The sequence below is a fragment of the Bacillus sp. N5-665 genome (genome assembly GCF_022637375.2).
In the GTDB taxonomy this organism is placed as follows: Bacteria; Bacillota; Bacilli; order Bacillales; family Bacillaceae_G; genus Bacillus_A; species Bacillus_A wiedmannii.
Window position 1 is genome coordinate 439342 of record NZ_CP093324.1, and the last position, 13101, is coordinate 452442.

A 13101-nucleotide genomic window follows, 5' to 3' on the forward strand; every position below is an offset into this window, starting at 1 on the left:
AAATCATGGCAGAGTCTATAATAATTGCTATAAACATAATCAAACTTATTTATCTTCACACTATTTATTTCTTTGCTTCCATACCCCATTCTCTTTACGATAAGTATTCTTGCAATCCATGAAGTCAGCTGTATTACCAGGAATGCTATATTTTTTATTCTTTTTCTTAGCCTTCTTCTTCAGCCTTTTCTCTTCTTGAATAGCTTGCAAATCCGCCTTCCATTGTTTCAACAAATCCTTTTCACGTCGCATAGAATTTGTACCTCTTGGATTAAAATGTGAACCATATAACTAGATTCTACCTATTTATACAGATATTCTCTAGTCCAAATATTCATTTTGTTCAAATTTAAGTTTAACATTTACCAATTTGTGGTTATCCTTCTAAATAGACCAATAATATATTAAAATTCCTTATATACCCTTAGGAGGTCTAAAATGCTCAACTTTCGTGCAATACTACTCATCTTAGGATTCTTTTTGTTTTTATATGGATTCATCGCTCTAGCGTTATTCTTTACGGCGTAATAGCAATTCAAAAAATGTGCCCATCTTATTCAACAAAAAAGAGCATCCACGTCAGTAGATGCTAGAATATGTTAAGGGAAATTCCCCAATGAGCATTGAATAGGATATAAGCGGTTAGCTTGTCCTACACTATACTATATGATTTCTATATTAAAATGGTTCATCAAAAAGGCACCTTATACAGGTACCCTTTCATGAATGCAGGGGTAACACTAAAACGCTACAATACACTAGAAGAGATGATTGTTTGGTGTTATATCATTTCTATGCCCCCCTAATATTTAATGTGTGATTTCTACATAACAAAGAAAAAGGCATCCGTTTTGGATGCTTAATGTATACTAATATTAATATTGAATAACTTCATTGATAGGCTTTCTAGAACAATAAATATACTAGCTGAAACTGATCTATATCCGATATTCTTTCCTGTAACATTAATAGTAATCTCCTCTAAATGGGTTTTCACATCATCTTTTTCAAAAATTTTGCCTTCAACCTTTTCAACTATTGCTACATTATCGACTTCTTTAAAAGTTTTCAGTAATTTTGCTTCTAATAAAATAAAATCAAAATTTTCATCTTTAACCACATTAAATTTAATTTTCATTTTTCTTTCCCCATTTTTAACTAGTTAATATATTAACATCGATATAATTATATATACTTGTATTAAATAATTCAAAAAATATGTTTTATTAGCTTACTCATTGTTTTCCTATCTAATAGAGAGAGAAAAATAAAAACAATCGGAAAAACTTCTTCTTCTAAGGTCACTCGCAACCTTCTCCAAACCACCGTATCATGAAATTTTCCAGCTCATATTAGCTATGCGCTTTACGTTCGGTACTTGGGAAAAGACTAAGAATCTTCTCGTTTATACTCTGTAGAGTCGGTCAATACTTCAGCTGGCCGATCTTGTGCTGACCAATCACGTTTGCATAATGTTTAATTTATATCCAAGAGGTATATCTTTCTTCCGATGCCTTATTTGAAGCAATACACATGGAGAACTAAGGGAGCTCTGTCTATATTAGCTCAAACAAAGAGCGACACCCCTTGCCCAACGAAAAATGTGAGTAATTCATTAAAAGTGTAAATTACATCGTCCAAATTAATGAAGCGAAGCCTATTTTAATATTTGTTTATTATCCAGACACGCGTAACCATTCAATCATGAACAACCACCCCATTCCATTTCCAGAAACAAATGACAAAGAATAATAGAATTGTATTCACTTAAAAGGATTATTTCATTAAGTTTCTACAAAACGGTAATTAATGTATATTTAAATTATTCAAATATTAGGTGGTGATGCAAATGATTGAAACAATCCGAATTGCTCTTTTCACTCTTGTAGGAATAAGTGCCATATTTTCTGTAATCAAAGAATTTCAAAAACCAGAAAAAAGAAAGTTTTGGATTACATTCAAAACTTTGATTCTGATCGGGGCAGCCTGGATGTTAATAGGACTTCTCGTGTAATCTACATAATTTGTACACCCCCTTGAATAAAACTTAATATTCCGTCAATACTATATATGAGATTAGATTTTCTCCTTGTTCCCCCTTGGAGAACCAGCCGAGCAGTTAGTTTTTTAGCTGCTCTTTTATTTATGAAAAAAGATAAAATCCTTTATAATGATTCTTCTTTATTTCTCAATATAAAGCTATTTGGATTTTTATTAACAATCTTGTAGTGTATGAACAAAGAGTAAGGCAAGAGTTACTCTTTGCCATTTTAGGAAAGGTCCTGTTGTAGACAACGGGGCCTATTTACATATATAGATAGTTTTTTAAAATTTTTCACCATTAACTACAAAAATATCTTATAATCGTTATATACTAAATTAATTAACGGATTAGGAGTAGATCAAATGCCAGTTACACTAGAACTTATTCTTTTCATTCTTCTAGCAATTAGTGCTGTTGGCTATTTAGTAAAAGAATTTCAAAAAACTAGGAAAAGAACACTTGGAATTTCACTAGAATTCTTGGTCCTTTTCTGGTCAATATGGAGAATTTCGACTATCATAATCTGATTTGTAAAACATGAATTCCTTCGAATAAAAATCAATATTATGTCCATAATGTTGATAGGCTTGTATGCCAAAATCCATTTAGTTTTCTCTGTATCTCCTTGTATTGAGCAGTTAGTTTTTGCTAGCTGCTCTTTTACTTATGAAAAAAGATAAATTTTTTATAATGATTCTTCTTTATTTCTCAATATAAAGAATCTTGGATTCTCGTTAACAATCTTATAGTATATAAATAGAGAGTAAGGTAAGAGTTACTCTTTGCCAATTTAGGAAAGGCTCTGTTGGAAACAGCAGAACCTTTTTTCGTGATTTAAAGGTACTAAGGAAAAATGAAATTTTTACCATAAAGATAATTATTAAATATTTTACGCCCATACATTATAATGGAATAGTTATTGTATATTGGCATTAAGAGGAGCGACCTGATTAAGGGCTTCTCTTTTTTTATAAAATAGCATTATTGCAATCTCCCTCTGTATATCTTCTTGATCTGCGTTTCAGTGAATTCCTCGTACACAGCAAATACTTCAGGGAACTGACTCAAACACATATCAATAATTATGTCATCTGTAATTCTAATAAAGAACTACTTAACTTCACCCATGTAATCGTTGTGTAAGTAATAACTCCTAATCTCGCAATGGCAAGCGTTTGCTTTTAAGACTTCATACAGCTTGATTTTTGTTTCATCTATATCAAATATTGATAACTGCCCTTCGATTTCAACCTGTTCAATCATTTTTCCATTCCCCTTTCAAATCAAATGACATTTTGTTAGTCCTATTACGCTAATCATGTATAGACAACTATATTTAAAGATGTTAAAATATTATTGTGATTCTTATATAGTGTCATATACGACTTTTTCTTTGTTCATGGGGCTCTTACGAAGTAGTAAGAGCCATTTTTTATATAAATAGTTTGTTAATGTATTGATTCGAATATACAGTTGTAAAATTATTAGTTAAGTGCTAAAATTCCTTATATACTCCTTAGGGAGTTATCATGTAATTAACAAGAGTTTAAAAATTCTCGAATCTTAGCCCCTTAGAGCGCCCTCTAAGGGGCTGCAACAATTAAAATAATGTTTTTATTTATGAGACATTCATGTGTTATCTTCAATACGTTTTATTCTTTTTTTATGTCGTGTGAGAGATATATACCAATCCTAGAAGCCCTAGCCCCCTTATCCTAATTCTTCTCCATTTCAATAATAGTTTTATACATTTTTATTCTTTTCAAAAACTATATATTAGTTATACTTAATATTCAAATTATGTTATAATATTTTGTGAAACATCACGTGTTTCAAATACAACATTTTTTGATGGCCTCTTATCTTTCCGTAAGAGGCCCTTTTTTCAAATAAAGCTTTTGTTTAATGTATATTATAAAAATTCATTTTCATAAGAGCTTCCCTTATATGCTCTACTCATTCATAAATGATTGTATAAGGAATGTTAAAAATGAATGATAGATCGTCAAGGCAATGGAAAATGCGACAAAAGTTAAGAGAACTGAAAACCAAAAACAGAAATGATACAAACCCTTTGTTTAATGAATGCCTTGAATCCCTAGGAAACGAAACGCTCATTTTCTCTCAGAAAAAAAGCCAACAGATTGCTACTACTTTAATAGATTTATTTCCTATAACGGTCTCTGGAAGAATTGATTGGGAACAGATAGACAATCAATTCATAGCTTTGAACAAAAAACAACTAATTTCTCTTATTAGACCAAACCAACTTGATTTTGATGAACAGATTTTTATAATATGGGATAATTTTAAAATCCCTGTAGTAAGTACAAATCTTGATAAAGTATTCCAATCACTAGTTGACGTAGAGGCAGTCAGTTTTTATTACTGGCTATTAGATAAAGAATATAGATTCGTAATTGAAATAAACGATGAAGAATTGATTAAGGTTGGGTTTCGCTAATACCCTAAGCATATTTCCTTAGTCTACAGTTCTACAAAATTCAAATTTTGTTTTAATCAAATACTTCAATCAGTTGTAAAAGTTACGTAAAAATTGTTATAGTTCAATCTTCCTACTCCAGGAACCTGTCTATTAGGTGGGGTATTCTATTCGATTCCTGAATTTACGACATGCAAGAGCTTGTCCTATTAATACTATAAAGACGCTATTAATAACATAATCCCTTATGGATTCTTTGGATTATCAACCTTTTTCATAATTCTGTGACATCCTTATATAATGTTTAGATGAATCATGTTTTAAACTTATAATATTCCAAAAATTACTTTACTTTTAGAATCGACAATTCTTCAATAACCTTAGTCTTGCCCAGTATCCCCTGCAGGGTTTTTATCATTTGGCCGCCAGGGGGATATAATTCTTATCTGCGCTGTTATGTATCCCTCTAGCTCTCAAATCCTTTATGATCCACAAGATTTTCTTTCGTTTGTATTCATCTCGCCGTCGTTTTCTAATAATGTTACAAATTATTTTTGAGACAGTATTTTATTACAGCTAGTAAAACCGTTAGGATATTTCATATTTTCAAATATAAAACCTAACAAAAATGGACGTTTATGTTACAAATATCAACGAAAAACAAAGTTTAGTAAAAAATGTATTGATATAACCTATTTTCACACGTATCTCGGCAAAAAAATAACAGAAATTTTATAAATATATAACAAAAAACACTCTATTTACCTACATAAAGTAGGCGCATAGATTATTTTTTTAATAGACTTCCAAGTTTGTCCGCATCAGGATCTAACAAATGGGTCCAAGTAATTAATGTTGTCAACATAACAAAAAGAGTCCTGATTGATACGGACTCTTTTTTGAGTTTTTACAAAAGTAAACTTTTAAGCACATAATTACATTTCTTTTATTTATTTTACCACCTGAGCAGATACTGGTTTCCATCCCTGATTCTCTACCCAATCAATATCAACCTTATATTTTTTATTACTTTGCTTATCTCGTACATTACCGTAGGCTTTATTATTACCATTATTCCCAATAAAATCGAAAATCAATTGGCTCTCTGGAACATCAACAGCATAAGAAATTGCTTTTTTCATCTCATTCCAATCTACTGTTCCTTCTTTAAATTTCATTTCAGGTTTTGCTCCTTGCTCTGTACCAATTGGCTTCCAAGAAGAATTAGTTTGAGAACCCTTTTCTTGAGATACCGTTTTTTCTCCCTCTTTATTTTCATTTTCGTTTTCATTCGTTTTTACCGATTTTTCCGCTTTTAATTTCCCTTCTAATTGTGCTGCTTCTTTATCTCCACTTTTCTTCTCTTCTATCTTTGTTGCTTTTTTATCTTCATTCTTCTCCTCTTCTATATTTGATGTTTCTTTATCTTCATTTTTCTTCTCTTCTATCTTTGATGTTTCTTTATCTTCACTTTTCTTCTCTTCTATCTTTAATGTTTCTTTATCTTCACTTTTCTTCTCTTCTATCTTTGTTGCTTTCTTTTCTTGAGCAATTGCTTTCTTTGATGCATCAGAAGGGGTAAACAACTGGTATGTCACTATACCCACTGTCACTAATATCAAAGTAAATGCAATATTAAAAATCGCCTTTTGACGACGATTCTGTTGTTTTTCTTGAAACCTGCTTACTTGTCCCATTCTTTAAACCTCCGTGTTTATTTTCTCCTCTACTCTTTATGCATTATCCCTCTAATTCTTAATATTTTTATTAAATAATAGAAATGAACTACACTTTCCATACAGGATTTCATATCATAATAAAATTTGTTTTTTTCAAGCATCTGACATATGTTATTCAAAATAGTTTAATACATTAAAAACTGATAAGCTTCGGCACTTAAGAATCCTTCAATTTTATTCAAAGGTTGTTCCAATTACTTCCACATTAGATCTTCTGTAGAAAGCTTTTTAACAATTAAGCCTCTTCTTCCCTTATTTATAATTTTTAATTTAACTTTCCCTCTATGGTATAATAAAGATGTTTCGTTTTCTAATGGTGTATGTCTTAAAATCAAAAGGGATTTTATCTCTTTTACCTTCTTTTCAGAGTAACTTTCACCACTAGGAAATTCTATTATTCCTAATGTAATCTTTAATTCGCTATCATCACAAAGCCATTCCTTATTAAGTTCCCTTATCTTTTGTATAAAGCTTCTTTTGGTTTTTCCTATATATAACAATGTTATATTCTTAGCATCTACTCTAGAGATTGTAAATATCCCCTTCTTAGAAGCTTCTTCTCTATTATAAAAATCATTTATACTATACAATCCATACCATTTAATATGTACTGTTTCTATGAATCTCACCTCATTTTTAGACAATATTATAATTTCTGAATGTTCAAATTATTACGGGTGCATAGTCTTGATTACTTGAATTATAAATTGTGCTTTTCAATAATACATTTTATTATTACTAATTTCAATATATAGTTTAATTAAAAATCTATATAAAACACAAAGTGATGTCGTACCTAATATTTTATTTTTCACGATATTAAACTATTGTGAAAAAAGATAGAGCGTTATGGAATAAAATATAATGTGTATGTACGTACATTTCTTTTACAAGAAGTTTTGTAGTTTGCGACTGAATTACAAAAAATATAGATTTTTGGAAACTAAATTGTTAAAAAGGGCTACATAGTTTAGTAGCCCTTTTTAAGTTCAGAAATCTGTATGATTGATGTTTTTACCTGTTAACCTCCGTAATGCATTAATAAGCTTGTTTGGATTTTTAAATGAACAAAAAATATATCTTACAAATAATGTAACAACTATTTAAGTACAGCCTCTGTTTTAGAAATCCTGATTGGTATTTTTGTTAGTGTTATTATTATATTTCTATTTTAAGATATGATCCCTATATTAAATGGGATTGTAGCAGGAGCAATGAGAAGATTAATGGCATAATGATTGATATTATGATATCTCAATCCGAATTGTATATCATTGTAATACTATTAATGATATTGTTTACAGCCACTTTGGTTACCATGAGTCGATGAATTTGTAGTCAACCTGTAAGAATCTACTTCCTTATTTTTAGGTGTCTTCACTACTATCATTCTCTTGTTAATCGTATTTCTCAATTGCCACTGTGCATCAGCTCGATACAATTATATTAGATGGGGTCCAATACATATTATTAAAATTAAGATGGTTCAAGTCGGAGAAAGGACACTCATTAAGTGTCCTTTCTTTTTTAACAATATTCAGGTTCATATAACCCGTATAACTGTCCACCCTTTGTAACAGTTCCTTTTAAATAATGTTTTATTCCACCTTTTATCACTACCATAGGCATGTCTTCTTTTTTAGCATAAGGAAAAGCCTTATAATCACATGATGCAGCAATTGACTTCTTACTATTATTCAAATTATTATCAGTATCTACAGCTGCGGATGCTCCTGTAGCACCAGACAGCATAAGCCCAGTTGCTAAAGCCCCTAATACTAATTTCTTAAACATAATAATTCCCCCTCAAATATTTTTATAACTTGCACTTTAAATGTATCACCTTTGTGATTTTTTTAAATATTTTGCATATGTAGAAATATTTGTTTGGATTTTAGTAATTTTGGGATTTAATTTTATCATCTGTAAAAGGGAGGGTTTTAGAACAATATGTAATAATACATAATATATTGGTCGGATATTATGATATACTCACAAAGAGCTAATACAAAATTTCTTTAGATTGGAAAACTAAAGTCTTATCTACCTATGGAAAAGGCGCCTAATGGCGTCTTTTCTTTATTTTCAAAAGGACCTGCTCATTTCTTTCTTCAAAACATAAAGTAAAATGAACCCGTTAAAATCCATGGAATGAATCCTAGTTTTCCCCCCCCTTATCTAAAGGAGGAACTATTGTTATGGGATATGGTGGTAGTTGCGGCGAAGGCTGCGGTTTTGCGGGAGGATTTGCTTTATTAGTTGTATTGTTTATTTTGTTGATTATTATTGGATGCAGTTGCTTCTGCTAAAAAACTATTGGAAAAGACACTCGAATTTGAGTGTCTTTTCTCTTGTGGATTATATCCATTATAAGCTCATTGATTTTTTATGTACGTTTAATATAATTTCTGTAGTATTCTTGCAATAATAAACTTTTGCATTCCTCTTCATCCTCCCTTAACTTTCAGACTTCCCAAATCGAAATCCATTTAAAATGGAACCTTTCTTTTGGTTCAACAATTGATTTGGTAGCAGTAGCTCTGCTAGTTCCTTCATTATTCCTTCAAGCTCCTTATAATAGTTCCGACTAGATAGTAACGTACTGCTATTCAGTTGAGATTCAAATACATCCTCAACTGAATATGGTGGTAGAGCAGTTAATAACTTATCTCCAAAACATTCTTCTACTACTTCCTGCTTTAAAAGTGCTGGAGAAAATTTATTCCCAATGATTCTCGTTTTCTCTAAAGCTAAGTAAGAAACGATCTTTCTCTCTTTTTGTGTAAGAGGATGTGCTATCTTTAGCAATTGATGTAGCTCTGGTTCTGCTACAAAGAATATGTAATCTGCCATTTCACATATTTCATGGTATAAATCTTTATCCCAATCGCTTCCTGCATCAATAATAGAAATAGGTGCTTCTTGGTTACCCAATAAAACCTTAATAAAATGGTCGAAGTCCTGCTCAGTTTCATTTTTTAACTCTTGGTCTACAATAGGATTCTTTACGATATAGTTTATTCTTCCTAGCTTCCACTTTTGAATTGATAATATATCATATTCCTTCTGTAACATCTCTTTATATCGCTGCAACATAAATTCACTACGATAGTTTTCTGGTGCTTCTGTATATCCCTTTAATAACGGATACGTATAGCCCTCATCATATAGATTCTCTATATAGTTCACATCTATCTGTAGTTCATTTAAATACGCAGCTAAAAGATGTGAAACAAAAGTAGCACCACTTCTCCTGTTCATACTGGCCACAACAATTGTTCTTCTTGGAATGGCAATACCAATTTGTTTTTCATATACCGGCTCAAAAGCCAATTTATACTGTTTTTTTATAATAGGTGCTTTTGGTGTATCCTCTGGGATAGACTTACGCTTTTGTTTATTTTTAAATAGGTTGTTGGATTTAGATGGAGGTTCACTGTTGCTATCTTCCTCTAATTCACTTGATACTTCCTCTTCTTCCTCACCAACTGGAACGTCGGGCAATTTCGTTTGTTGCGGCGCCTGACTTGCTCCTACAATTTCCGCTACATTTTTAATATTCGATTCCTGTAGCAACTGCGGGATGACTTTATTATCAATATCAATTTTACGAGAGTTAAAAATGTCATAGATACCTAGATAAATCAGTTTCGCCAAAAACTCATCATCATTTTAACGCTCTGTAAATACCACAATACGAATATCCCGATTAAAGCGAATATCTCTTAGTTTTTGTAAGATAATTAATTCACTTTTCTCTTCATGTCCCGCATCAATATTTAATCGTTTGTCATTAATACATAGAATATTGGGTTGTTCCATATCTAGAATTTCATCTAGGTACTTGATATGCATCACATCACTATCAGCTACTTCAAATCCCGCACTAATAAAATCCTCACGTAAATATGCCGTATATACAGTATCACTAATAGCTAAAACGATCTTTTTCCCCATAGTTAACCTCCTACAAACCCTAACGTTGGATTAAAATCATGTTTTCAATTGGAATCTGTGCCTGAAGATGAACCTTCCCAATCATCTCATTCAGAATATACTCGATTTCAACTTGTTCCATTGGACGTGGAGCCCCAAAATCAGAATTTAGTTTTACTCGTATTTCTAATCGATCTTGTATCTCATGTAAAGGTGTATCAAGATAAAGAATGCTATAGTATAAAACACCATCTTCAATATTTTTTTGAATCATATCCTTTGTTTGATGAATAAATGTAACCTCAGCAACCTCAATAAAAGGATCGTCAATTGTTACTTTACTATTCCAATTTAGATTCCAAATCTCACAATGCTCTTCTGCATGCACAACAACTCCATTTATTGAAGGCGTAATAGCAAAAAGACGATCTACAGAAGCTTTGGTTAACGAGGTAATCTCACCTTTCTCTAATTCAAAACCTTTTTCCAATCGCTCATGTTCAAAAGCACATTCAGCACCAGCGAATGCGATTTCACAGAATACTTGTTCTAGTAATGGATGAACCCCCTCATATGTTCGTACGGCAAACACACAAAACTCCTGTGTTTCATCTGTTCGAATGATTTCGTATAATTCAAATTCAGATGCATTTGCTAAGGCAAAAGGAATATCTTTTATAAAGTTAGGATCAGTATATAAAGTGTCTGGAATTTGTGTTTCAGGATGATGTATAAACTCTAGGCAAAGTTGATACCCTTTTAAAAACGCATTCTTAGCTGCTGCTGGGAATAAAGTTTCAAAACGTTTTACATTATTTTTAAATTTTTGTTCTTCAACTTCGTTATTAAATTCTCTTTCTTGTAAAATATTCGTTCTATTACCTAACTGCAAAAAGTAATGATTAATCATTCGATTAATACTTTCCTCAAATGTTGTATTATCCTCACAATACTTTGTAAATCTCTTTTTACTCAGGTTTATTATTTCATTCATAGCCTGGATTCTCCCTCTCAAATGTTATATATACAAAAAAAGACACACCAATGGCAGGTTATGTGCCTTCGGTGTGTCCGTTTAGCTAGAAATTAAATCTATTAATTTGTATATTAATCTTGAATAATTGTTATTCACACATAAGAATAAAGCTATAATTTTTAAAAGTCAATAGCTTTATTGCATCCTTGTGCATATATAACTATTCCTCTTTCTCTATACTTCCATGTATCTAAACTCAAAGATACAGTTAATTACACAAACTTCTATATTAATCAAACAATTTTTAGAATAATACAATGTATAGAAAATTATTTACTAGAAATCTGCAATTATTATAACAAAATCTCGTAATTTTATTTACGATTAAATTTTTAAAACTACTTAACATACAATCGCCCCCATATTAATATTATGTAAACAATAAAAGCCCATTTTATTAAGTACACTCACATTCATATATAAACCGACATTAATATGTAAAGAAAAATTCAAGGGGAATTGTTAATTTCATATCAACATTTTGATAGAATAAGTATATATATTAGATATCATTAACATCTTATAAGATACACTTCTTAATAGGAAAAATTATAAATAACCATCTGTTAATAGCAATATACATTTAGATTTTTATCATCTTCATGTAGAAAAACTATTACATTTCAATAAATTCTCTTAACAAACCACTATATTCAAAAGATTACTCCAAGAGATCTGGAGCTTTCGTAAAAAACACTATAATCTTAATGTATTATTCAACTTTCGAAACTCCATTATCTCTGTTATTGATATCATATAAACAAGAAAAACCCATTTCGCACCCTAAACTCACATCGACATATCCACTGACATTGATATGTCGAACGAAAACCGAAAAGAAATGTTAATTTTATATCAACAGTTTTTATGCAATAAATACAAATACTCATTAATAATTTTAAAATGCGTTTTACGGTAATATTATTCATAGCTATTAATGCTGTAATATAAACATTTAATAAATAAATTTATTACTTATTAACTAAATATAAAACTTCTCATCAAATGCAAATCTCAATCTATTAATATACTATCACATTAACATTTTATCCTTTTGGTTAACATGAAGTTGACAATAGAATATAGTAAAGTATTTAAATTCAATTTTATGTTAATAATAGTGGTGCAGTTATTTGCAACAGATTCAACCAATCTTTGTTTACATGTTAATTATACACACGAAATCAAGCAATTATACATTTAGATCCTTGTAATTTTCATTTAAACTAACTTTTACATGTCATTCAAATCTTTTAATGTATCACTTATTTAAATGATTACTTCAAGAGGCCTGGAGATTTTGTACAAAATACCAAGATGTTTATATACCATTTGAACTTTCAAAACTACATTATCCCTATTATTGATGTCATTTGAATAAGAAAACACCCCTTTGAAACACGCACTCACATTGACATATCAACTGACATTGACATGTAATCACAGAAACTACAATAAATATTGATTTCATATCAACATTCTGGGTGCATTAACTATAAATATTTAATAACAACCATATAGGAAAACACTTATTTAATAGAAACATTGTTAATAGCTATCAATTCTGTAACTTGATTTTCTAATAAATTTATTAATTACTTAAATACTTATCACAAGATATAAAACTTCTAATCATGTACACAGTTCCATCTATCAATACTCTATATGAAACTATAGTATTAACATTTCATTCCTTTGGTTAACATGAAATTGACATTAGGAGTTAGTAAGGTGTTTAAATATCAATCTCATGTTAATGATAGAAGTGTAGATTTGAGGAATTATACATTCAGATCCTCGCCACTTTCGTTTAAACTAACTTTTACATGTAAATCAAACCTTATAGCGTACTACTTATATTTAAATAATCACTTCAAGAGACCTGGAGATTTTGTACAAAATA

Annotated in this window: 9 protein-coding genes and 2 pseudogenes; 3 read left to right on the forward strand and 8 right to left on the reverse strand. The window is 30.3% G+C overall.

The window, feature by feature from the left end; all coding sequences use genetic code 11:
• Nucleotides 1-60: 60 nt before the first annotated feature.
• Both MNO09_RS01915 and MNO09_RS01920 read right to left on the reverse strand, forming a co-directional pair.
• Entirely contained in the window at nucleotides 61-252 is a 192-nt protein-coding gene (locus MNO09_RS01915) for a hypothetical protein (protein WP_070169003.1), read from the reverse strand.
• 607 nt (nucleotides 253-859) lie between these two features.
• Nucleotides 860-1138 carry a hypothetical protein gene (locus MNO09_RS01920; protein ID WP_070169004.1) on the reverse strand — a complete coding sequence of 93 codons (279 nt, stop codon included), beginning with the start codon at nucleotides 1136-1138 and terminating at the stop codon, nucleotides 860-862.
• A 711-nt stretch (nucleotides 1139-1849) separates the two neighbouring features.
• Between MNO09_RS01920 and MNO09_RS01925 the strand changes: the two genes are divergently transcribed.
• A complete protein-coding gene (locus MNO09_RS01925; RefSeq protein ID WP_081339411.1) occupies nucleotides 1850-2014 on the forward strand; it encodes a hypothetical protein in 165 nt (54 codons plus the stop codon).
• Nucleotides 2015-3025: 1011 nt separating this feature from the next.
• Here MNO09_RS01925 and MNO09_RS01930 read toward each other — a convergent pair.
• A pseudogene (locus MNO09_RS01930) lies at nucleotides 3026-3307 on the reverse strand (hypothetical protein).
• A 727-nt stretch (nucleotides 3308-4034) separates the two neighbouring features.
• Here MNO09_RS01930 and MNO09_RS01935 point away from each other — a divergent pair.
• Nucleotides 4035-4508 carry a CDI toxin immunity protein gene (locus MNO09_RS01935; RefSeq protein ID WP_070169005.1) on the forward strand — a complete coding sequence of 158 codons (474 nt, stop codon included), beginning with the start codon at nucleotides 4035-4037 and terminating at the stop codon, nucleotides 4506-4508.
• A 929-nt stretch (nucleotides 4509-5437) separates the two neighbouring features.
• Here the strand turns inward: MNO09_RS01935 and MNO09_RS01940 are convergent.
• The 3 genes from MNO09_RS01940 to MNO09_RS01950 all read right to left on the reverse strand — a co-directional run bounded on the left by MNO09_RS01940 (nucleotide 5438) and on the right by MNO09_RS01950 (nucleotide 8020).
• A complete protein-coding gene (locus MNO09_RS01940; protein ID WP_070169006.1) occupies nucleotides 5438-6184 on the reverse strand; it encodes a YrrS family protein in 747 nt (248 codons plus the stop codon).
• A gap of 236 nt (nucleotides 6185-6420) precedes the next feature.
• Nucleotides 6421-6855, reverse strand: a complete 435-nt coding sequence (locus MNO09_RS01945; RefSeq protein WP_070169007.1) for a sodium:proton symporter — start codon at nucleotides 6853-6855, stop codon at nucleotides 6421-6423.
• An 898-nt stretch (nucleotides 6856-7753) separates the two neighbouring features.
• On the reverse strand, nucleotides 7754-8020 hold the full coding sequence (locus MNO09_RS01950) for a hypothetical protein (RefSeq protein WP_070169568.1): 267 nt from the start codon (nucleotides 8018-8020) through the stop codon (nucleotides 7754-7756).
• 404 nt (nucleotides 8021-8424) lie between these two features.
• Between MNO09_RS01950 and MNO09_RS01955 the strand changes: the two genes are divergently transcribed.
• Nucleotides 8425-8535 (forward strand): YjcZ family sporulation protein, encoded by a 111-nt coding sequence (locus MNO09_RS01955; protein ID WP_000540371.1) that lies wholly within the window; start codon nucleotides 8425-8427, stop codon nucleotides 8533-8535.
• 148 nt (nucleotides 8536-8683) lie between these two features.
• Here MNO09_RS01955 and MNO09_RS01960 read toward each other — a convergent pair.
• Nucleotides 8684-10183, reverse strand: a pseudogene (locus MNO09_RS01960) (hypothetical protein).
• 19 nt (nucleotides 10184-10202) lie between these two features.
• Complete coding sequence (locus MNO09_RS01965; RefSeq protein WP_070169570.1) at nucleotides 10203-11156, reverse strand: hypothetical protein; 954 nt, start codon at nucleotides 11154-11156, stop codon at nucleotides 10203-10205.
• Between the last annotated feature and the right edge of the window lie 1945 nt (nucleotides 11157-13101).

Coding starts and splice junctions, on each gene's coding strand:
- MNO09_RS01955 (WP_000540371.1), top strand. CDS start 8,425: ATGGGATATGGTGGTAGTTGCGGCGAAGGCTGCGGTTTTGCGGGAGGA.
- MNO09_RS01920 (WP_070169004.1), bottom strand. CDS start 1,138: ATGAAAATTAAATTTAATGTGGTTAAAGATGAAAATTTTGATTTTATT.
- MNO09_RS01965 (WP_070169570.1), bottom strand. CDS start 11,156: ATGAATGAAATAATAAACCTGAGTAAAAAGAGATTTACAAAGTATTGT.
- MNO09_RS01925 (WP_081339411.1), top strand. CDS start 1,850: ATGATTGAAACAATCCGAATTGCTCTTTTCACTCTTGTAGGAATAAGT.
- MNO09_RS01950 (WP_070169568.1), bottom strand. CDS start 8,020: ATGTTTAAGAAATTAGTATTAGGGGCTTTAGCAACTGGGCTTATGCTG.
- MNO09_RS01935 (WP_070169005.1), top strand. CDS start 4,035: ATGAATGATAGATCGTCAAGGCAATGGAAAATGCGACAAAAGTTAAGA.
- MNO09_RS01940 (WP_070169006.1), bottom strand. CDS start 6,184: ATGGGACAAGTAAGCAGGTTTCAAGAAAAACAACAGAATCGTCGTCAA.
- MNO09_RS01915 (WP_070169003.1), bottom strand. CDS start 252: ATGCGACGTGAAAAGGATTTGTTGAAACAATGGAAGGCGGATTTGCAA.